This is a genomic window from Nocardioides iriomotensis (assembly GCF_004168035.1).
Classification (GTDB): Bacteria; Actinomycetota; Actinomycetes; order Propionibacteriales; family Nocardioidaceae; genus Nocardioides_B; species Nocardioides_B iriomotensis.
This window is the reverse complement of sequence record NZ_SDPU01000001.1, coordinates 40410-61266: the sequence shown is the minus strand read 5'-3', so window position 1 is coordinate 61266 and position 20857 is coordinate 40410. Positions and strand designations below refer to the sequence as shown.

The 20857-nt window shown below is 73.0% G+C and carries 20 protein-coding genes; 12 read left to right on the top strand and 8 right to left on the bottom strand.

Going from position 1 to position 20857, the window contains the following annotated elements; all coding sequences use genetic code 11:
* Positions 1-17 precede the first annotated feature (17 nt).
* On the top strand, positions 18-431 hold the full coding sequence (locus tag ETU37_RS00325; RefSeq protein ID WP_129984884.1) for a coenzyme B12-dependent isobutyryl CoA mutase small subunit: 414 nt from the start codon (positions 18-20) through the stop codon (positions 429-431).
* A gap of 19 nt (positions 432-450) precedes the next feature.
* Here the strand turns inward: ETU37_RS00325 and ETU37_RS00320 are convergent, their stop codons facing one another.
* Entirely contained in the window at positions 451-1410 is a 960-nt protein-coding gene (locus tag ETU37_RS00320; protein ID WP_129984883.1) for a helix-turn-helix transcriptional regulator, read from the bottom strand.
* A 63-nt stretch (positions 1411-1473) separates the two neighbouring features.
* On the opposite strand from ETU37_RS00320, the gene ETU37_RS00315 reads away from it, so the two are divergent.
* Positions 1474-2502 (top strand): ABC transporter ATP-binding protein, encoded by a 1029-nt coding sequence (locus tag ETU37_RS00315; RefSeq protein WP_240755449.1) that lies wholly within the window; start codon positions 1474-1476, stop codon positions 2500-2502.
* Positions 2499-3287 (top strand): ABC transporter permease, encoded by a 789-nt coding sequence (locus ETU37_RS00310; protein WP_129984882.1) that lies wholly within the window; start codon positions 2499-2501, stop codon positions 3285-3287. The genes ETU37_RS00315 and ETU37_RS00310 overlap by 4 nt, the downstream gene beginning before the upstream one ends.
* Before the next feature lie 103 nt (positions 3288-3390).
* Here ETU37_RS00310 and ETU37_RS00305 read toward each other — a convergent pair whose 3' ends face one another.
* Both ETU37_RS00305 and ETU37_RS00300 read right to left on the bottom strand, forming a co-directional pair.
* A complete protein-coding gene (locus ETU37_RS00305; protein WP_129984881.1) occupies positions 3391-5235 on the bottom strand; it encodes an alpha/beta fold hydrolase in 1845 nt (614 codons plus the stop codon).
* Between the two features lie 31 nt (positions 5236-5266).
* Complete coding sequence (locus ETU37_RS00300) at positions 5267-6166, bottom strand: alpha/beta fold hydrolase (RefSeq protein WP_129985064.1); 900 nt, start codon at positions 6164-6166, stop codon at positions 5267-5269.
* A 173-nt stretch (positions 6167-6339) separates the two neighbouring features.
* On the opposite strand from ETU37_RS00300, the gene sucC reads away from it, so the two are divergent.
* Together sucC and sucD are read left to right on the top strand one after the other, a co-directional pair.
* Positions 6340-7500, top strand: coding sequence for an ADP-forming succinate--CoA ligase subunit beta (sucC, locus tag ETU37_RS00295; RefSeq protein WP_129984880.1), 1161 nt, complete (start codon positions 6340-6342; stop codon positions 7498-7500).
* Positions 7501-7517: 17 nt separating this feature from the next.
* Positions 7518-8399 carry a succinate--CoA ligase subunit alpha gene (sucD, locus tag ETU37_RS00290; protein ID WP_129984879.1) on the top strand — a complete coding sequence of 294 codons (882 nt, stop codon included), beginning with the start codon at positions 7518-7520 and terminating at the stop codon, positions 8397-8399.
* A gap of 46 nt (positions 8400-8445) precedes the next feature.
* On the opposite strand, the gene ETU37_RS00285 is transcribed toward sucD, so the two are convergent.
* Complete coding sequence (locus ETU37_RS00285) at positions 8446-9303, bottom strand: NAD-dependent protein deacetylase (protein ID WP_129984878.1); 858 nt, start codon at positions 9301-9303, stop codon at positions 8446-8448.
* Between the two features lie 106 nt (positions 9304-9409).
* On the opposite strand from ETU37_RS00285, the gene ETU37_RS00280 reads away from it, so the two are divergent.
* On the top strand, positions 9410-10081 hold the full coding sequence (locus tag ETU37_RS00280) for a hypothetical protein (RefSeq protein ID WP_129984877.1): 672 nt from the start codon (positions 9410-9412) through the stop codon (positions 10079-10081).
* Here the strand turns inward: ETU37_RS00280 and ETU37_RS00275 are convergent.
* Genes ETU37_RS00275 through ETU37_RS00265 form a run of 3 tightly spaced genes read right to left on the bottom strand, consistent with a single transcriptional unit; the run spans position 9990 to position 12719 of the window.
* Entirely contained in the window at positions 9990-10577 is a 588-nt protein-coding gene (locus tag ETU37_RS00275; protein WP_129984876.1) for a protein-L-isoaspartate O-methyltransferase family protein, read from the bottom strand. The genes ETU37_RS00280 and ETU37_RS00275 overlap by 92 nt on opposite strands.
* A gap of 25 nt (positions 10578-10602) precedes the next feature.
* Positions 10603-10872, bottom strand: coding sequence for a DUF2277 domain-containing protein (locus tag ETU37_RS00270; protein ID WP_129984875.1), 270 nt, complete (start codon positions 10870-10872; stop codon positions 10603-10605).
* 47 nt (positions 10873-10919) lie between these two features.
* Complete coding sequence (locus ETU37_RS00265) at positions 10920-12719, bottom strand: beta-propeller domain-containing protein (RefSeq protein WP_129984874.1); 1800 nt, start codon at positions 12717-12719, stop codon at positions 10920-10922.
* 61 nt (positions 12720-12780) lie between these two features.
* On the opposite strand from ETU37_RS00265, the gene ETU37_RS00260 reads away from it, so the two are divergent.
* From ETU37_RS00260 to ETU37_RS00240, 5 genes are all read left to right on the top strand, one after another.
* A complete protein-coding gene (locus ETU37_RS00260) occupies positions 12781-13971 on the top strand; it encodes a saccharopine dehydrogenase family protein (protein WP_129984873.1) in 1191 nt (396 codons plus the stop codon).
* Positions 13972-14113: 142 nt separating this feature from the next.
* Positions 14114-15523, top strand: coding sequence for a lytic transglycosylase domain-containing protein (locus tag ETU37_RS00255; RefSeq protein WP_129984872.1), 1410 nt, complete (start codon positions 14114-14116; stop codon positions 15521-15523).
* 30 nt (positions 15524-15553) lie between these two features.
* On the top strand, positions 15554-16468 hold the full coding sequence (locus ETU37_RS00250) for a DMT family transporter (protein WP_129984871.1): 915 nt from the start codon (positions 15554-15556) through the stop codon (positions 16466-16468).
* Positions 16469-16499: 31 nt separating this feature from the next.
* Positions 16500-17603 carry a serine/threonine protein kinase gene (locus ETU37_RS00245; protein ID WP_129984870.1) on the top strand — a complete coding sequence of 368 codons (1104 nt, stop codon included), beginning with the start codon at positions 16500-16502 and terminating at the stop codon, positions 17601-17603.
* A gap of 70 nt (positions 17604-17673) precedes the next feature.
* Positions 17674-19191 (top strand): LVIVD repeat-containing protein, encoded by a 1518-nt coding sequence (locus tag ETU37_RS00240; RefSeq protein ID WP_129984869.1) that lies wholly within the window; start codon positions 17674-17676, stop codon positions 19189-19191.
* Positions 19192-19194: 3 nt separating this feature from the next.
* Here the strand turns inward: ETU37_RS00240 and ETU37_RS00235 are convergent, their stop codons facing one another.
* The gene (locus tag ETU37_RS00235) at positions 19195-20334 is read right to left on the bottom strand and encodes a phosphotransferase (protein WP_129984868.1); all 1140 of its coding nucleotides are present in this window, start codon (positions 20332-20334) and stop codon (positions 19195-19197) included.
* A gap of 72 nt (positions 20335-20406) precedes the next feature.
* On the opposite strand from ETU37_RS00235, the gene ETU37_RS00230 reads away from it, so the two are divergent.
* On the top strand, positions 20407-20841 hold the full coding sequence (locus ETU37_RS00230; protein WP_129984867.1) for a MarR family winged helix-turn-helix transcriptional regulator: 435 nt from the start codon (positions 20407-20409) through the stop codon (positions 20839-20841).
* Positions 20842-20857 lie beyond the last annotated feature (16 nt).

Genomic DNA, 20857 nt, shown 5'->3' with positions numbered 1-20857 from the left:
AAGTGCAGGTGCAGGTCATGGTGGCTCCGATCCGGATCGTGGTGGCGAAGCCGGGCCTTGACGGGCACGACCGCGGCGCCAAGGTGATCGCCCGCGCCCTGCGCGACGCGGGCCACGAGGTCATCTACACGGGCCTCCACCAGACTCCCGAGCAGATCGTCGAGACCGCGATCCAGGAGGACGCCGACGTGATCGGCCTGTCCGTCCTGTCCGGTGCGCACATGACGCTGTTCAAGAAGCTCATCGAGCTGCTCGACGAGCGCGACGCCCGCGACATCGTCGTGATCGGCGGAGGGATCATCCCGGAGGCCGACATCCCGCTGCTCAAGGAGCTCGGTGTCGCCCAGGTGTTCACGCCGGGCGCGACGACGACCGAGATCGTCGCCTGGGTCCGCGACCACGTGCAGGACGGCTCCGCGGTCGAGGCCTGAGCCTGCCGCGGTACGACGCTCAGCCGGCCGCCGCGAACTGCGCGGCCACCCGCCGTACCTCCTCGGCGAGCGCCGGCGGCGACTCGACCTCGAACGGCGCACCGACGGCGGCCAGCACCATCACCGGCCACCCGAGGTCGTCGACGCTCATCCGGAGCCGCGAGGTGCCGTCGTCGAGCGGCTCGACCCGGCCCCAGCCGCGCACGACCTGGGCGACCGAGGAGGCGGAGGTGTGCACCAGCACCGCCACCTCGTGCTTCTGCGGGACCGACCGGATGCCGGCCTGCACGAACGACGCCGGGTCGCCGGTGTGCGGTGCCGGGAGGTCGCGCTGCCGGAACTTCACGCCGGTCGCCTCGGGGTCGCTCAGCCGGTCGACGCGGAACGACCGCCAGTCGTGCCGGGTGAGGTCGTAGGCGACGAGGTACCAGCGCCGCCCGAGCGAGACGAGCTTCTGCGGCTCGACGTGGCGCTGCATCCTCTCGCCCTCGCGCGGGGTGTAGTCGAACCGGACCCGCTCGTCGTCGCGGCAGGCCATCGCCAGCGTGGTCAGCACCCCGGCGTCGAACGACGGGCCGCCGGAGAACCCGACGGGCACGGTCGCGTCCTGCAGCGCGTCGACCCGGCGGCGCAGCCGCGGCGGCATCACCTGCACGAGCTTGCCGAGCGCGCGCACGGACGTCTCGGCGATGCCCTCGACCATGCCGCCCGCCGCGCCGCGCAGACCGACCGCGATCGCCACCGCCTCGTCGTCGTCGAGGAGCAGCGGCGGGAGGGCGGCGCCGGCCTGGAGCTGGTAGCCGCCCGCCGTACCGCGCACGGCGTCGACGGGGTAGCCGAGCTCGCGCAGCCGGTCGACGTCGCGGCGCAGCGTGCGCTCGCTGACCTCGAGCCGCTCCGCCAGCTCGCCGCCGGACCAGAAGCGGTGGGTCTGGAGCAGCGACAGCAGCTGGAGCATCCGGGCGCTGGAACCTGACATGCCCTCGAGAATAGGTCGCCTTCAGGACAGAAACTGACCTAAAGGCTCCGTAGCGTCCTGGGCATGACCGCACAGACGACGCAGCACATGATCGAGACCCACGGCCTGACCAAGGCCTTCACGGCCCGCAAGCGGACGGTCGAGGCCGTGCGCGGCCTCGACCTCACGGTCGCGCCGGGCGAGCTGGTCGCCCTGCTCGGGCCCAACGGCGCCGGCAAGTCGACGACCCTGCGGATGCTCACGACCCTCATCGCGCCGACCTCGGGCACCGCGCGCGTCGCCGGGTACGACGTCGCGACGCAGCCGCAGCAGGTGCGGCGCGCGATCGGCTACATCGGCCAGGGCAACGGCGCCGGGCACAACCAGCGCGGCCGCGACGAGCTGGTCAGCCACGGCCTCGCCTACGGCATGAGCAAGGCGTCCGCGCGCTCGCGGGCCGACGAGCTGGTCGACTCGCTCGACCTGACCCAGGTCGCCGACCGCAAGGTCTCCTCGTTGTCCGGCGGCCAGCGCCGCCGGCTCGACATCGCGATGGGCCTGATCCACGCGCCCGCCCTGCTGTTCCTCGACGAGCCGTCGACCGGGCTGGACCCGCAGAACCGGGCCAACCTCCAGGAGCACGTCGTGGCGCTCCGCGAGCGCTACGGCACGACGGTCGTGCTGACCACGCACTACCTCGACGAGGCCGACTCGCTCGCCGAGCGTGTCGTCGTGATCGACCACGGGCGGCTCGTCGCCGACGACACCCCGGCCCGGCTCAAGGCCGACCACGCCGGCGACCGGATCACGCTTGCCTTCGACGAGGTCGTCGACGCCGCCAACGCCGCCGCCCGGATCGTCCGCGGCCACGGCGACGCCGAGGTGGAGCACGCCGAGCGGGAGGTCGTCGTACGCGTCGCGTCCGGGGCTCGCCTCGCGCCCGCGATGCTCGTCGACCTGCAGGACGCGGGGCTTCCGGCCCGGTCCGTCGAGGTCGCGCGACCGACCCTCGACGACGTCTTCCTCAACCTCACCGGCCGCAGCCTCCGTGAGGGCCACACGGCCGACCAGCCCGCCACCGACCAGCTCGACCCGATCGGAGTCTCCGCATGAGCACCGCCACCCTGACCCCCACGCTCACCGCGCCGAGCAACCTCGCGCGCGACACCGCCATCGTGTTCGGCCGCGAGCTCCGCCCGGTGCTGCGCGACCCGTTCTCGGTCGTGTTCTCGATGATCCAGCCGCTGGTGTTCCTCGGCCTGTTCGCCCCGCTGCTCGGCAACGTGCCGGGCCTCTCCGGCGGCGCGCTGCAGTGGTTCGTGCCCGGCATCGTGGTGATGTCGTGCCTGTTCGGCGCCTCGATGACCGGCTCCAACCTGCTTTTCGAGATGCAGACCGGCTCCCACGAACGCACGCTCGTCACGCCGATGCGGCGGTCCGCGCTGCTGATGGGCCGGGCGCTGAAGGAGATCGTGCCGGTGCTGGTGCAGGCGGTCATCGTGATCGCGGTCGTCGTGCCGTTCTCGTTCGAGCTGCACGTCGCCGGGACGGTCGTCGGCCTGCTGATGCTGTCGGTGTTCTGCGTCGGGCTCGGATCGCTGTCCTACGCGCTGGCGCTCGCCGCGAAGGGCGCGGACTGGATCTTCTGGACGGTGCAGCAGACCTTCCTGTTCCCGATCCTGCTGCTCGCCGGGATGCTGCTGCCGGTCGACTCCGCACCGGGCTGGCTGCAGACCGCGTCGAGGCTCAACCCGCTGACGTACGTCGTCGACGCCGAGCGGGCGCTGTTCGCCGGCAGCTTCGACGGATCGACCGTCGCCGCCGGGTTCGTTGCCGCCGCCTTCGTCTGCGCGCTCGGGCTGCTGGTCGGCGGCCGGGCGATGCGCGCCGCCGACTGACCCCTGTCGGTTTCCCACCAGATGGTGGTAACCCGTCGCATCCGGGCCGAAGTTTCGGCCCGGATGCGCAAGTTTCCCACCGGATGGTGGGAAACCGACGCCGTCAGAACACCAGGTCGCCGGTGAGGGGGAGCCGCAGCACGCTCGGCTCCTCCTTGCTGGTGGTCACGGTCACCGGCTGCACCAGGGCGTTGTCGGCGTAGGCCCAGTCGCTCGCGGCGAGCACCACCTGGATCCGGTGGCCCTTCCGCACCCGGTGCACGATGCCCGGCAGCTCCACCCGGACCGGCTCCGTCACGTCGCCCACGCGCACCGGAGAGACGAGCCGGTTCTTCAGCGTCGGGGTGCCGTCGGGAGCGAGGTCGTACACCTTGGCGAAGAGGATCAGCTGACCGCCCGGCCCGCCAGCCTGGGACTGCGCGGCGACCGGGGCGTCGAGGTGCAGGGTGAGCCGCGGGCTGCCGACGATCGAGGCGCCCTTCGCGAGCGGGGCGCTGGTGAACGCCGCGAAGGTGCCGGGCGCGTCGGAGACCGGGTTGTTCACCTGGCCGCCCTCGAGGCCGGAGGTCTCCGAGTACGACGTCGGCGCGCCGGGCGCGTTGGCGTAGGACGCCGACCCGGCCTCGACGGCGTCGGCCGTAGGTGTCAGGCCGTCCTTGCCGGAGAGGTAGAGCGAGGCGGACATCGGCGTGCGGAACCGGCGCTTCTCGGCGTACGCCTTCTCGACCGCGGTACCGGCCGCAGCCGGGGAGGTGTCGTAGCGGACCCAGTCGCGGAAGTACGCGAACCGCGGGCCGACCGGGGCGTCCTCGTCGCCGCGGACGTGGTGGTCCATCCAGGCGAGGAACCGGCGGCCGAGGTAGGAGTCGCGCAGCGACGGCGCGTCGAAGTCGAGCTCGCCCGGCGCGGGGGTGCTGCCCGAGTGGCCCCACGACTGCCACACCATCCGCGCCTCGGTGCCCTGGCGGCGGAGACCCTTGAAGGTCGCGACCGCCTCCTGGAGGTTGAACAGGGTGTCCTTCTGTCCCTGCACGAGCAGGGTCGAGACGTTGATCCGGGACAGGTACGACGCCACGGAGGAGCGGGCCGCGATCGCGCTCATGTCGGCGTCGGGGTAGCCGAGCGTGTTCAGCTTCAGCGCCGTCGGGCAGACCTCGTCGGCGAAGTTGGGGCAGCCGACGTTGCGGCCCGGGTCGACCTGCGCGTCGTCGACGCCGTCGATGATCCCGCCGGCGAAGAAGAGGTCGACCCACTGCTTCTTGGCGACGCCCGGCGTGCGGGTGTCGACGCTGCGGCCGGTGGCGACCTGGTCGGCGTTGTTGGGTGCGAGGGAGTACTCCAGGTCGTTCCACGTGATGATCGGGATCAGCGCGTCGACGCGCGGGTCCTGCATCGCGACGGCGTACTGGATCTGTCCGCCGTAGGAGCCGCCGATCATGCCGACCTTCGGGTCGCCCTTCCGCTCGCGCGCGACGTAGTCGACGCGGCCGGCGGCGCCGGTGTCCTCGTCGGTGAACGAGCGCGCGCCGGCGAGCACGTCGAGGACCTGCGATCCGGCCTTGCCGTCCCAGGCCGGGTCGTCGAGCCGGATCTTGCACTCCGACCCGCCGAAGCCGAGGCCGGAGTAGGAGAGCACGACGTACCCCTCTTGGGCGAAGCCCTGGCCGATCGCGGTCTGGTTGCCGTCGTCCTTGCTGCCGCCGAAGCCGTGCGTGGTGAGGATCGCCGGCTTGCGGTGCCGCGCGCTCGCGCCGTCGGGCGTGTAGAGGTCGGCGGTCACCGCGCACGGCTGGTCGCCGTTCGGCCCGACCAGCGTGTCGACGGTGATGTGCCGGACGGAGTAGCCGGGGGTGTCGTCGGCGGTGGCGGGGGTGCCCGGCCCGAGCAGGGCGAGGCCGGCGGTGGCGGTCAGCCCGGCGGTGAGGGCGGCGGTACGGCGGCGGGTCATGCAGGGGACAACGAGCCGGTCCGCCGGAAGGCTACGCGCCGGTAGCTCCGGCGGTCCGATCCACGTGCCCGGCGACGAGGGCGGCGACCCGGTCCGGGTGGGTGCGCGCGACCCAGTGGCCGGCGTCGACCTCGACCACGCGGACGTCGGAGGCGATCCGGTCGAGGTCGTCGAGGAGCACGTCGGTGAGGTACGCGTCGCGGGTCGGCCGCACCACCTGCACCGGGACGTCGGTGCGCCAGTGCCGGACGTCGCGCCGCAGGCCCGCGGGGAAGTTGGCGCGGTAGAGCCGCACGCCGCGGGCGGCGTTCCGGCGCAGCTCGGCGCCCCAGTGGCCGCGGCCGAGTCCCTCCTTGGCCGCGATGACCCGGGCGAGCGGCCGGTGCCCCAGCCACCAGACCAGCTCGGGCAGCAGGGGCAGGAGGAAGAGGTAGACGTACCAGGAGTGCGCGAGCTGCCGGAGCAGCCGGAGCCGGCGGCCGCGCGGGTGCTGCGCGACCCAGGCGCTGTGCGCCAGCGACGGCCCGCTGATCGAGGTGAACGACGCCAGCCGGCCGCGCAGCCCGGGGTGCTCGTCCGCGACGCCGACCGCGTCCCACAGCTGTACCGAGCCCCAGTCGTGACCGACCAGGTGCACCGGCCGGCGGGCCGGTCCGGCCGGGCTCACCGCGTCGAGCACCGCGGCCAGGTCGTCGACGAGCCGGTCGGTGCGGTACTCGCGCAGCCCGTCGGGGGCGTCGCTGTCCCCGGCGCCCCGGACGTCGTACGTCACGACGTGGAGGCGGTCGGTCGGCAGGGCGGCGACCACGAGGTCCCACATGTCCTGCTGGTCGGGGTAGCCGTGCACGAGCACGACGGTGGGCCGGTCCGGCCCGGCGGCGGAGTGCTCGCGGACGGCGATCCGGACGCCTCCCGAGTCGACGATGCGCATCACGGCTGCCTCCTACCCAGGCCGCACCTCGCCGTACCGGGGGTACGACGTGTGTGACCAGGGTGACGTGGAGGTGACCGGCCTCACGGGTCTAGGGTCGGCAGAGGCGCCTCTGTCGTCTGACGGCCGTGCGCCCGGACAGCTCCGACATCGAGAAGGACGGGTAGATCCCTGTGGACCTGATGGAGTACCAGGCGAAGGAGCTCTTCGCCAAGCATGACGTGCCGGTGACGCTCGGCATCGTGGCGAACACGCCCGCCGAGGCGCGCGCGGCGGCCGAGCAGCTCGGCACCGTCGTGGTGAAGGCCCAGGTGAAGGCGGGTGGCCGCGGCAAGGCCGGCGGCGTCAAGCTCGCCAAGACGCCCGACGAGGCCGAGCAGCACGCGGCCGCGATCCTCGGCATGGAGATCAAGGGCCTCACCGTCAACCGGGTCCTCATCGCGCCCGCCGCGAGCATCGAGGAGGAGTACTACTTCTCGTTCCTGCTCGACCGTGCGCAGCGGCAGTACCTCTGCATCGCCAGCGTCGAGGGCGGCGTCGAGATCGAGGAGGTCGCCAAGACCAACCCCGACGCCGTGAAGAAGATCGACATCGACCCGGGCTCCGGCGTCGACGAGGAGAAGGCCCGCGCGATCGTCGCGGAGGCGAAGTTCCCCGAGGCGCTCGTGGAGCAGGCCGTGCAGACGGTGCTCGCGCTCTGGAAGGTCTTCGTCGAGGAGGACGCCACCCTCGTCGAGGTCAACCCGCTGGCCCGCCTGGCCGGTGACAAGCTCGAGGCGCTCGACGGCAAGGTCTCGCTCGACGAGAACGCCGACTTCCGCCACGAGGACCACGCCGCCTTCGTCATCCGTGACGAGGAGGACCCGCTGGAGTCGCAGGCCAAGGACAAGGGCCTCAACTACGTCAAGCTCGACGGCGAGGTCGGCATCATCGGCAACGGCGCGGGCCTGGTCATGTCCACGCTCGACGTCGTGGCCTACGCCGGCGAGAAGCACGGCGGCGTCAAGCCGGCCAACTTCCTCGACATCGGTGGCGGCGCCAACGCCCAGGTGATGGCCGACGGCCTGCACGTGATCCTCGGCGACGCCCAGGTCAAGAGCGTGTTCGTGAACGTCTTCGGTGGCATCACCGCGTGCGACGAGGTGGCCAACGGCATCAAGGGCGCGCTGGAGATCCTCGGCGACGAGGCCACCAAGCCGCTCGTCGTACGCCTCGACGGCAACAACGTGGCCGAGGGCCGCCGGATCCTGGACGAGCTGGCGCACCCGCTGGTCACCCAGGTCGACACCATGGACGGCGCGGCCGACAAGGCCGCCGAGCTCGCGAACGCGTAAGGGACAGGGACGAAGAGATGTCTATCTACCTCAACAAGGACTCCAAGATCATTGTCCAGGGCATGACGGGCGGGATGGGCTCCAAGCACACCACCCTCATGCTCGACGCGGGCTCCAACATCGTGGGCGGCGTCAACGCCCGCAAGGCCGGTACGTCGGTCGAGCTCGGCGGCAAGGAGCTGCCGGTGTTCGGCAGCGTCAAGGAGGCCATGTCCGAGACCGGCGCCGACGTGTCGGTCGTGTTCGTGCCGCCGGCGTTCACCAAGGACGCCTGCATCGAGGCCATCGACGCCGGCATCGGCCTGCTCGTGGTGATCACCGAGGGCGTGCCGGTGCAGGACACCGCCGAGGTGTGGTCCTACCTGCAGGGCAAGGACACCCGGATGATCGGCCCCAACTGCCCGGGCATCATCACCCCGGAGGAGTCGCTCGCCGGCATCACCCCGCACACCATCGCGGGCAAGGGCCCGGTCGGCCTGGTGTCGAAGTCCGGCACGCTGACCTACCAGATGATGTACGAGCTGCGGGACTACGGCTTCTCGACCGCGATCGGCATCGGCGGTGACCCGGTCATCGGCACCACCCACATCGACGCCCTCGCGGCGTTCGAGGCCGACCCGGAGACCAAGGCGATCGTGATGATCGGCGAGATCGGCGGCGACGCCGAGGAGCGCGCGGCGGCGTACATCAAGGACAACGTCACCAAGCCCGTCGTCGGGTACGTCGCCGGCTTCACCGCGCCGGAAGGCAAGACCATGGGCCACGCCGGCGCGATCGTGTCCGGCTCGTCCGGCACCGCGCAGGCCAAGAAGGAGGCCCTCGAGGCCGTCGGCGTGAAGGTCGGCAAGACGCCGTCCGAGACAGCCGCGCTGATGCGCGAGGTGCTGCAGAACCTCTAGTCCGGCTGGTCGAGCTTGTCGAGACCAGTGATCTCGACAAGCTCGATCACCCGACGGATGCGAGCGCGGTGGCGAAGTCGGTCGTGCCGGCGTGCAGCTTCACCGTCGCCAGGTCGTCGGCGCGGGTGGTGCCGCGGTTGACGATCACGACCGGGACACCGAGCTTCGCGGCGTGCCGGACGAACCGGAAGCCCGACATGACGGTCAGCGACGAGCCGAGCACGAGCAGGGCGCCGTCGCAGGCGGGGAGCGCGTCGACGGCGGCGTAGCAGCGCTCGACGCGGGGCTTGGGGACGTTCTCGCCGAAGAACACGACGTCCGGCTTGAGCACGCCGCCGCAGTCGTCGCAGCCGGGGACCACGAAGCCCGCCGTCTCCTCCAGGTCGACGTCGCCGTCGGGCCGGGAGGCGACGTCGGCGTGCGCGGCCGACCAGCCGGGGTTGAGCGCGTCGAGCCGGGCGGCCAGCGCGCGCCGCGAGCTGGTGGTGCGGCAGCCCAGGCAGATCACGTCGGCGACCCGGCCGTGCAGTGCGCACAGGTTGCGTGAGCCGGCGGACTCGTGCAGGCCGTCGACGTTCTGGGTGATCGTCAGGGTGAGCCGGCCGCGGGTCTCGAGCGCGGCGACGGCGTCGTGGCCGGCGTTGGGCGTCGCCCGGCCCATCCGGCTCCAGCCCAGGTGTGAGCGCGCCCAGTAGCGGCGCTGCGCGTCCGGACCGGCCGCGAACTCCTGGTAGGTCATCGGGGTCCTGCTGGGAGAGCCCGGTCCGCGGTAGTCGGGGATGCCCGAGTCGGTGCTCATGCCGGCGCCGGTGAGCACCAGCAGGGGCCGGTCGGCGAGCACGTCGAGCGCGGACGCGAACCGGTCGGCCGTCGCTTCCGGGGTGGCAGGGATCGCCGTGGTCACGCCCACCAGGGTACGGACCCGCCCCACTCGGGAATTTCGTCACGGATGTTGTGCGATTTTGCTCGAAAACGTGGTGCGGCCGCGCGCGTCCGCCTAGCGTTCCCCCATGCGCTGGGACTGGATCCCCCTGTCGGCGTCCGCCCTGGTCGTCGGGGTCATGGCGCTCGCCTTCGGCGCGCTCCTGAACCCGGTCCCCGCGGACGGTGACTCCGCCCAGACCGTCGCGACCGTGGCGATGGCCGGCGGCCGCTGGCTCGGCATGGCGGTGATGTACTTCCTCGCCTCGGTCACGCTGACCCTCGGTCTTCCGGCGGTCCTGTCGCTCTTCCACGTGCGCGCCCGCGCGCTCGGCGTGATCGCCGTGTCCGTGCTGTCGATCGGCTTCATCGGCACGTCCGGCTACGCCATGCTGCTGGTGTTCTTCCGCGCGCTCGTCCGCGAGCAGGCGATCCGCGCCGGCACCCTCGACACGGTCACCGAGGACGTCGGGCTCGGGATCTTCCTCTTCGGCTGGTTGGCGGCGTTCTACGCCGGCCTGACCCTGCTCGCGCTGGCGCTCTTCGTCGCCCGCCGTACGCCGGTGTGGGTACCGCTGCTGGTGCTGCTCTTCGTCGCTCTGTTCCCGGTGATCGACAAGCTGGGCCGGGTCGGTCAGGTCGCGCAGGTGGTGGCGCTGGCCTTCGCGTTCACCGGGATCGCCATGGCGGCGGTGCACGATGCTTCGGGCCGGGCACGGGCGGTCGAAGTGGCACGAAGCGGTAGCGCCCCAGTCTTCTGACCTCCACCCGGCGGTCCGGGCCGAGGGTGGCCACCGTCAGGCGCCCGGCGACGGGCACCACCAGCACGCCGTCGTCCGCGAGCTGGGCGACCAGCGCGTCGGGCAGCTCGCTCGCCTCGGCCGAGACCAGCACCCGGTCGTACGGCGCCCGCGCCGGCCAGCCGAGGGCGTCCGGGAGCGCCTGCTCGACCCGGACGTGGTCGGGGTCGAGGCCGAGCGGCTCGAGGTTCGCGCGGCCGAACGCCACCAGCTCGGGCACCACCTCCACGCCGGTGACGTCGCCGTCCGGGCCGACGAGGTGGGCCAGCAGTGCGGTCGTCCAGGCCGACCCGCAGCCGACGTCGAGCACCCGTTGACCCGGTCGTACGTCGAGGTGCTCCAGGCAGTGCCGGACCGTCGTCGGCTGGCTGTTGGTCTGGTCGTGCCCGATCGGCAGCGGCTGGTCGAGGCCGGCGAACGGCCGCTGCCCGGGCGGGAGGAACCACTCGCGACGCACGGTCGCGAGCGCCTCGGAGACCGGGTCAGGAGCCGTAGCGCAGCTCCGCGCGGGCGCGCGCCTTGGCCGCCTCGACCTCGCGGTCCTTGGGCGGTGCGCTGGTCACCAGCCGGTCGAGCAGCCGCCGCGTCGTCTCGGTCACCTCGCGGACGGCCTCGTCGAACGCTTCCTGGTTGGCCTGCGAGGGTCGGGTCGAGCCGCTCACCTTGCGGACGTACTGCAGCGCGGCCGCGTGCACCTCGTCCCGGGTCGCAGGAGGCTCGAAGTTGTGCAGGACGCGGATGTTTCGGCACATGCCGTCAACCTACGCCCGCGTCCTCCGGCGCCCCAGCATCAGCGCCCTCAGCCCAGCTCGAGCAGCCGCACCCGGTGGTCGCCGCGCCGCACCATCGCGACCCGGCCGTCACCGAGCGGCAGTGCCCGCAGGTCGCCGGCGCTCCAGCGGCCGGCTTCCCAGGAGCCGACCCGGCGCAGCGTGCCCGCGCGGCCGACGTGCAGCGCGACGAGACGGGTGCCGCCCCGGCCCCAGCTCTCGACGCCGGCCAGGACGAGCCGCTGGTCGGGGAGGTAGGTGAACGCCCGCGTCTCCCACGCTGCGGCGAACCGGTCGGAGAGCCCCAGCCGGACACTGCCGGCACGCCGGACCCGGGTCAGGTCGGACAGGTCGAACACCGCCGCCTGGCCGCCGAGGCTGCGGCCGCGCCGGTCCGCGTGCTCGCCGAGGCCGAGCAGGAGGCCGTCGCCGAGCGGGTGGAGGTACGACGAGAAGCCCGGGATCTTCAGCGCGCCGAGCCGGCGCGGGGCGGTGGGGTCGGCCAGGTCGAGCGTGTAGAGCGGGTCGACCTGGCGGAACGTCACGACGACGGCGAGGTCACCGAGCCAGCGCACGGACCGGATCTGCTCGCGCGGCCCGAGACCGTCGAGGCGGCCGGCGACCTCGAGCCGACCGTCCCGCTCGGCCAGGGTGAGCACGGCGTTCTCGCGCGGCAGCCAGCCGCGGCCCAGCGCGGTGGCCACGCGCAGCACCCCGTCGTGCTCGCTGAACGACCACCGGTCGCGCACCGTGCCGGGCACCCGGCCGCTGGCGACGTACCGGGTGCCGGTGCCGTCGAGCGCGAACGCGTGCACCTGCGTGGTGGGCGGGTCGTCGACCTCGCCGGCACCACCGCCGCGGAGCACGACGTCATCCCACCACTGCCCGTCGAGCGTGCCGACGTACAGCCGCTGCGCGGAGGAGTACGCCAGGTCGCCCTCGGCCAGGATGCCGGTGGCGGTGAGGCCGCGCGGGTCGCTCGCCGCGAAGGTCAGCACGCTGAGCGTGCCGAAGCCGGCCGACGCTCCGGGGTGCAGCACCGCCGCGCAGTCGAGCAGCGGGTGCCGGCCGCGGCCGTCGCCCTGCCGGAGACCCGGCAGCCAGGTCTCGACCGGCGTGGCACGCACGACCGCCCGGTTGTGCCGCAGGGCCTCGCGGGGCGTCCGGGTCCGGCTCGGCCGCACGAAGTCGAGCTCGGGCAGGCCGGTGGCGACCACGACGCGGGTCGTGCCGTCGCCGTACTCGCGGGCCTCGACCAGGCTGCCGTCCACGCGCTGGTGGCTGAGCACGACCGGGTGCGCCGGGTCGGTGACGTCCACCCGGGTGACGTGGGTGCGGTCGCCCACCTCGCCGACCTCGCCACCCTCGGTGGCCAGGGCGAGCACGGTCGAGCCGACGAGCAGCAGCTCGGGGTCGGTGGTCCCGTTGCCGGGCAGCCGGGTGCGCGACAGCTCGCGCGGCCGGGCGCCGCTCACGTCGACCACGACGAGCCGCCGGCCGAGCGTGCGCACCAGCAGCGAGCCGTCCGTCTTGGCGACGTCGGGCTCGTCGACCCCTGTCTCCTGCACGTTGGTGCCGGTGCCGCTGTTGCCCACGGCCTCGGCGGCCGCCGCGCCGCGCACCGCCGTGTCGTACGCGACGATCGGGACGTTCCAGCCCCACGGCCCGACCCGCGGCAGCGCCGCGGCGACGTACCACTGGCGCAACGCCATGCAGTCCGCGAACCCGCTCAGGCCGGGGGACTGCGCCACGGACCCGACCGGCGCGGTCGGTAACGAGAGGAGCGGGAGGGCGGTCAGCGCGAGGGCAACGCGGACGGGGAGGTTCACCCGGGTGGGACGCCCTCGGACCCGGTGCGGTTCCCCCATGGCCGGCTGGCAGAGTGTCGGCATGCCTCCGGAGGACCGCAGCGACCGCCCGTACGACCTGGTGCTGTTCGGCGCCACCGGCTTCACCGGCGGGCTGACCGCCGAGTACCTCGCCGGCCACGCTCCCGACGGTTGCCGCTGGGCGCTGGCCGGGCGCAACCAGGCCAAGCTCGAGGCGGTCCGCGATCGGCTGGCCGCGATCGACCCGAAGCTCGCCGAGCTGCCGCTGCTGCACGCCGACGCCGGCGACCCCGCGTCACTTGCGGACGTCGCCGGGCAGACCCGCGTGGTCGTCACCACCGTCGGCCCGTACGTCGAGCACGGCGCGGGCCTGGTCGCGGCCTGTGCCGAGGCGGGCACCGACTACGCCGACCTGACCGGCGAGCCGGAGTTCATCGACACGATGTACGTGCGCCACCACGCCCGCGCCGTCGAGACGGGTGCCCGGATCGTGCACGCTTGCGGGTTCGACTCGGTGCCGCACGACCTCGGCGCACTGTTCACCGTCAAGCAGCTGCCCGAGGGCGTCCCGGTGGCGATGAAGGGCATGCTGCGCACCAACGCGGCGATCTCGGGCGGCACCTTCGCCTCCGCCCTCGGTGCCTTCTCCCGGGCCGGCCAGATGAAGAAGGCGCTCGCCGAGCGGCGCAAGGTCGAGCCGCGCCCGCACGTGGACGCCGGGCGGCGGGTCCGCACCGTCGCGAAGCGACCGCACCACGACAAGGACACCGGCTACTGGCTGGTGCCGCTGCCGACCATCGACCCGTTCGTCGTCAAGCGGTCGGCCGCCGCCCTGGAGCGGTACGGCCCCGACTTCAGCTACGCCCACTACGCCGCGGCGAAGCGGCTGCCGACCGTGGTCGGCGGGATCGGCGCCGTGGGTCTGCTCGCCGCTGCCGCGCAGGTGCCGCCCCTGCGGCGCCAGCTCCTCAAGCGGGTCCCGCAGGGCACCGGGCCCAGCGAGGAGAAGCGTGCCCGTTCCTCGTTCACGATGCGGTTCGTCGCCGAGGGCGGTGGCAGCACGGTGCGGACGTCGGTGTCCGGCGGGGACCCGGGCTACACCGAGACCGCGAAGATGCTCGGCGAGTCCGCCCTGTGTCTCGCGTTCGACGACAACCCGCCGACCGCCGGGCAGGTCACCACCGCGGTCGCGATGGGGGAGCGGCTGACCGACCGCCTGGTGGCCGCGGGGCTGCGGTTCGAGGTGCTCTGACCGGTCGGGTTCCCCCGCGCCCTGGCCCGTCGAGGCCATGGCCCCGGTTCCATCCGGACCATTCCCGCTCTTTCCGGCCAATCCGGCCACGGCTGCCCCTAGCGTCGGTCAGGTCCTTCCGCGACCTGGGGAGAAGCGGCTCGTGCCGGCACAGCATCTGGACCTCGACCGACTACTGCAGGCAGCCAAGCTGCCGGCCGTGGCCGCGGTCGCGCTCACCCTCGCGCTGACCGCCTCGGCGTCCGCGAACGACGCCGCCGAGCAGGCCGCGGCCGAGTCGGCCGCGTCGGTCGTGGTGCAGCCGCACCGCGAGGTCCGCTTCGACCCGGTGCAGCCGCAGCCCGTCGAGCGGTCCACGATCCTGGTCGCCACCAAGGACCGGCACAAGAAGGTGCGGATCGACAGCCCGCGCGGAGGGCACGTGTTCACCGCGAGCCAGCTCGCCTCGCACGACCTGCCGCAGGCGGCTCTGTCGGCGTACCAGGACGCGGCGGCGACCCTGGCGAGCACCGACCCCGGCTGCCACCTGCCCTGGACACTCCTCGCGGGCATCGGCCGGGTCGAGTCTGACCACGGCCGGTACGGCGGGTCGGTGCTGGCCACCGACGGCGTCTCCCGCCCGGAGATCATCGGTGTCGCGCTGAACGGCAAGGGCCCGGTCGCCGCGATCCACGACACCGACGGCGGCCGGCTCGACGGCGACGACACCTGGGACCGCGCGGTCGGCCCCATGCAGTTCATCCCGAGCACGTGGGCCTGGGCCGGGCGCGACGGCGACGGCGACGGTCGGATGAACCCGCACGACCTCGACGACGCCGCGCTCGCCGCGGGCGACTACCTGTGCTCCGGCACGGACCTGCGCGACAGCGACGCCATGGACGCCGCGATCCTGCGCTACAACCCGTCGGACTACTACGTCGCGCTCGTCCGTGCCTTCGAGGCGGGCTACCGCACCGGCATCTTCGTCCTCCCGTCGCCCGACGCCCCTGCCGACCACGACAAGCCCCGGAAGAAGCACCACCACAAGGACCGGGACGGCGACGGCAAGGGTGGCACCCGGCCGAAGCGCGGTGACGGCCCGAAGAAGCAGGACGACCCGTCGCCGTCGCCGAAGCCGTCGCCCACGCCCACGCCGAAGCCCAAGCCCAAGGCGGACCCCGCGCCCGCCCCCAAGCCGGCTCCCGCGCCGCCGGGCCAGCCCGCGCCGCAGCCGGCTGCGCCCGCACCGCAGCCGTCCGAGCCCTCGCCGCCGCGGAGCGAGTCGCCCTCGCCGGACCCCTCGCCGACCCCTACGCCGACCGTCGAGACCTACAGCGGCACGCTCGCGAGCTGCGGCGCCACTGCCTGGTGCCTCGACGAGAGACGCCTCGACCTCGGGCCCGACTCCGCGCTCGGGCAGGACGCCGCGGCCGACTACGACGGCGACGGCACGCCCGAGACCCTCGACCAGGAGCTCACGGGGCTCGCCGGCGGATCGGTGGCCGTGCGCGCGCTCCTCAGCGACGGGGTGCTCGTCGTCCGCGAGCTGGCCGGGAAGACCTTCCCGCGCTGACGCCGGCCGCCATGTCCTAGCGTGGCGGTGATGTCCACGCGCACGCTCGGGACCGCGGTCTCCCTGCCGTTCCTGCCTGCCCTGGGCTTCGTGCTGGTCTGGTCGTCGGGCTACATCGCCGGGCCGTACGGCGTCACCGCGATGGAGCCGCTCGCGCTCGTCGGGTGGCGGTTCGTCCTCGCCACCGTCATCGTCGCGACCCTGGCCCGGCTGCTGCGCGGCCCGCTCCGGGTGGACCGCGGCACGGCCCTGCGGATCTCGGGCGTCGGCTTCGTGATGAACGGGCTGCAGTTCGGGGCCATGTACCTCGCCTTCGCCGCCGGGCTGGGCGCCACCATGGGTGCGCTGCTGCACTCGCTCAGCCCGGTGCTCACCGCTGCCATCGCCGCCGCCCTGATGGGCGAGCGGCTCACCCGCGTCCAGCTGCTCGGCTTCGTGGTCGGCGTCGCCGGCGTGCTGATCGTGCTCGGACCCGACGTCGACCAGGCCGGCGGCGCCGTCGGCCTGGGCTTCGCCGTGGTCGGCGTGCTCTCGCTGAGCCTCGGCACCATCGGGCAGCGGTGGATCGGCCACGGGCCGGACCCGCTGTGGTCGGCCGCGATCCAGTTCGCCGTGTCGGGCCCGCCGCTGCTGATCCTGGCCGCGGTGGTGGAGGGTGGCGACCCCGTCCACGACTGGTCCCGCGCGCTCGGCGTGCTGGCGTACCTGGCGGTCGTGAACTCGATCGTCGGCCTCGTCCTGCTCGGCGTGCTCGTGCGACATGGCGGCGCCGGCGCCGGGTCGAGCGTGTTCTTCCTGTCGCCTCCGGTCACCGCCGTGATGGCCTGGCTCGTGCTCGGCGAGACCCTGACGCCGCGCGAGGGGATCGGGCTCGTCGTGGCCGTGCTCGGGGTCGCCGCGGCCACGCGCGGAGCGGCCGCCGTACCGGAGGAACCGGCCACCTGACAAGCCAGAGCCCTGGTGCAAGATGACCGACATGTCCAGGCTCCGGGCGGGCACGCTCCTGCACAACGACGCGGGCACGCCGTACGTCGTGGAGCGGCTGCTCAGCGAGGGCGGCTTCGGGCAGACCTACTTCGGCCACCGGCTCACGCCGTCCGGCCGGCCGGGACGCGAGGTGGCCATCAAGGTCTGCCGCAGCCTCGACGACTGGCACGGCGAGGCGTACTTCGGTCGGCTGCTCGCCGGCGACGAGCGCGTCGTCGACCTGCTGGACGTCTTCGTCGACGCGACCGGCCGTGGCTCCCGGCAGCGCCGGAGGCACGTCCTGGTGTTCGAGTACATGGCGGACGGGACCGTCTGGGACGCGGTCGAGGACGGCGGCCTGGTCTGGTCGGAGGCCAAGGTGAGGCGGGAGATCCGCGCGCTGCTCTCCGTTCTGCAGCGGATGCACGCGGTGTGGCTGCTGCACCGCGACATCAAGCCGGACAACGTGTTCCTGCGCGACGGCCGGCTGGTGCTCGGCGACTTCGGCATCTCCAAGCTGGTGCTCGACACCAGCCCGTCACCCGTCTCGCGGCTGCAGGGCGACTTCGCGCCGGGCAACGTCACCGCCGGGTCGGTGTGGGGTCCGCACGACGACATCTACCAGGTCGGCCTGCTCGCGGGGACGCTGCTGTCCGGCGAGGTCTGGTGGAACCAGTCCGTGTCGATCGGCTCGATCGCCGCGCTCGAGTGCAGCGACGCGTTCAAGAGCTGGATCTGGCACGCCACCGGCGCGAAGTCCAAGCGCTACCTCGACGCGTTCGACGCCGTCCACGCCCTGTCGGCGCTGCGGCAGATCGACATGCGTCCCGGCCGGCCGCCGCGGTCGCTGCGCGGGCAGTGCATCGTGTTCAGCGGCCGGCTCGAGGACCTGCCGCGCACGGAGGCGACCGCCCGGGCCCGGAAGGCGGGCGCCCGGGTGCAGAGCCGCGTCACCGACTCCACCACCGTCGTCGTGACCGGGAGCATGCGCGCGGGCGGGGTCGGTGCCGCGGAGGGGATCAAGCTGTTCGGCGTGCGCGAGCGGATCCGCACCGGTCAGCCGATCGTGCTGATCGACCAGCAGCAGTTCGAGCGGCTGGCGCGGCGCCGTTGAGTGAGGAGTAACCGCGCGGGGAACCACTCGTTGAGCATCTCGACCGTTCCCGAACCGAAGGCGACCCGCCATGCCGCTCCCGCACCGCACCGTGTCCGGACTGCTCGCGGCCGTGGCGGCCACGGGTCTCGCGCTGCTCCCGGCCTCTCCGGCCGCAGCGCACGGCGAGGACGTCGGCGACCTACCGACCAACACGCGGGGGCTGCAGGTCGCGACGGACGGTGAGGGGGAGGCGATGAGGCACGTCGCCAACCTCCAGTACGACGACAGCGGCGAGGCGCAGAACGGCTCGGACATCGAGTTCGTCAAGGTCGGCCGCAAGGAGTACGCCCTCGCCGGCACCCTGCGCGGCGGCATGCAGATCGTCGACATCACGCGGCCCGAGCAGCCGCACGTCGCCGCGGTCTACGACTGCGCCGTCAGCCAGGGCGACATCCAGGTGTGGCGTCACGGCCGCCGGATCCTGGCCAGCTACACCGCGGACGGCACGTTCGGCGCCGAGGGAGCGGCGTCGCAGTGCGGTCGCGACCTCCACCTCGACCCGTCGGCGTCCGGCACGGTCATCGTCGACATCACGACCCCGACCCGGCCCCGGACCGTGTCCTACCTGTACGTGCCGCGCGGCTCGCACAACATGACGATCCACCCGAGCGGCGACTACCTCTACAACTCCAACTCGGACCTGCTCACCAGCACGCAGCCGACCATCACGATCTACGACGTCTCCCAGCCGGCCGAGCCGAAGAAGGTCCGCGACTTCGCGATCCCCTTCGTGCCGCTCTCGCTGGGCTCCGAGTCGCACGACATCACCTTCAACGAGTCCGGCACCCGCGCCTACTCCGCGGCGCTGTCCCAGACGCTCGTGCTCGACACCGAGGACCCGGCGAACCCGACGATCGTGTCCCAGATCCTCGACCCGGCGATCAACGTCGCTCACCAGGCCGACCCCGTCACCCTCGCCCGTGCGGACGGGACGGAGCGCGAGGTCCTCGTCGTCACCGACGAGCGGGCCGGCGCCGCGGCGAGCGCCGAGTGCCCGGGCGGCGGGCTGCACCTCTACGACATCACCGGTGCCAAGGAGGCGTCGCCCGAGAAGATCGGCACGTGGTTCATCCCCGCGGTCCAGCCGCAGGACGGCTCGACCTGCACGTCACACGTGCTGCGCATGTACCCGGACCAGAAGCTGCTCACGATCGCCTGGTACTCCCAGGGCGTCCGGGTCCTCGACCTGTCCGGTCTCGCGGACTTCGCGGGCTCGCCGGTGGCCGTCGGTCTCGGTGACGGGGTCGGGATCAGGGAGGTCGGTCACTACGTCCTCCCCGACTCCGACACCTGGTCGTTCAAGACCAACAAGATCGAGCGGGACGGCTCGTTCTACGGCTACGGCAACGACCTGGTGCGCGGGTTCGACGTCTACGAGTACACGGGCGAGACCGTCGGCGACGTGCCGCCGCTGCTCCCCGTCGACCTGCAGGTCGACGTCGAGCCGCTCAGGAGCATCGACATCATGGGAAGCCTCGCCGTCGCAGGTCCGGTCCTGCTGCTCGCCGGGTGGCTCCGTCGGCGGGCCCGCCCCTCGGCCGGCTGACCGTCAGGTCGCGTCGACGAGGTCGAGGCAGAACCGCGCGACGGCGGCGCGCTCGGCGGCCAGCGCCGCGAGCGCGTCGGGCACCTGACCGAGGTCGAGCTCCTCGAACGGCAGTGCGGAGACACCGTTGAACAGGTACGTCATCAGCGCGTGCCCGCGGCGCACCGTCGCCTCCCCGACGTCGCTGCCCTCGGCGCGCAGGCCCTCGACGTACGCCGGCACGATCGCCGCCTCCGTCTCGGCCAGCCGCGCGCTGGGCCGGCGGCCGATGACGACGTCGCCGACGAGCAGCTGGCCCAGGTCGAAGCCGACCGGCAGCGCGTTCCAGAGCCCGTAGTCGATCAGCACGAACCCGTCGGGGTCGAGCGGGGTGACCAGCAGGTTGTTGGGGCAGGCGTCGCCGTGGGTGGCCGCCGGGGGGAGCGCGTCGGCCTCGTCGGCCCACTCAGCGAGGTGGTCGAGCGAGGCGAGCACCCGCTCCCGAAGCTCCGGGTCCCAGGTCGCCGCGATCGCCGGGTGCTGCCACACGTCGGAGCGCAGTGCCGGGACCACCTGGTTCGCGAGCCGGCCCTCGACGTAGTCGCGCACCCGGAACGGGAAGTCGCCGACCAGCGCGAGCGGCGCGACGTCGCGGCTCGCGGCCATCCGGCCGAGCAGCCGGGCGGCCCGGCGGTAGCGGTCGAGGTCCCACGTCGCGGTGACGGCCGGCACCGCCTCGAGCCAGAGCGCGTAGGAGCGGTCGTCGATCTCGTGCACGTCGTACGCCGTCGGCATGCGGAGGCCCGGCGGCAGCCGGTCGGCCAGGTCGGAGCGGTAGGCGGCGCCCTCGGTGCGGAACGGGAAGCTGCTCGCGGCGAACTCGCGGAGCTCCTCGGGCACGTACTGGAAGACCGGTGAGCGCTCCCACGCCTGCACCGCCTTGACGAAGAACGCGAACGAGGCCTCTCCGTCCCCGGTGTCGGCGGTCCCGCGCACCCACCAGCGGCCGGCGGTCGTGATCGCCGGGATGTCGTAGGCGACCTCCTCGACGTCGCAGGTCAGCTCGCCGAGCCGTTCGGGGGAGGTGTCGAGCTGGTGGGCGACCATCGCGCGCAGGTGCTCGTCGCTGACGTCGGCGCCGCCCAGGAGGGACCGGTCGGCCATGGCTGCCTCGATTCGCCTGGTCCGCCGAGATCGGAAAGTTGCTTGACGACCAGATGACTGTAAAGTTGCTTTATGAGTTTCGTCAAGGGGATCGCCGAGGACGAGAAGCACGTCCTGATGCTCCTCGGCACCCTCATCGAGGAGGTACGCGACGCGTTCGCCGGCGAGGACTGGCAGGGGCTGCGGCAGTCACACTTCCGGGTGATCACCCTGGTTCCCGACGAGGGCATCAGCGTCACCGACCTCGCCGAGCGGGTCCGGATGACCAAGCAGGGTTGCGGCCAGTTCGTCACCCAGCTCGTCGAGTCCGGGCACCTGGTCACGGTGGCGGACCCTGCGGACCGGCGGCTCCGGGTCGTGCGACGTACCCCGCTCGGCACCCGCACGGTGCGCAAGGTCGCGCGGCGAGTGGCACGCGTGGAGGACCGGTGGCGGGCGGAGGTGGGGGAGCGTCGCTACCGGACGTTCCGCGCCGTGCTGGACGAGCTGGCCACCCGCGAGGCGTGACCGCCTGCGCGGGTCC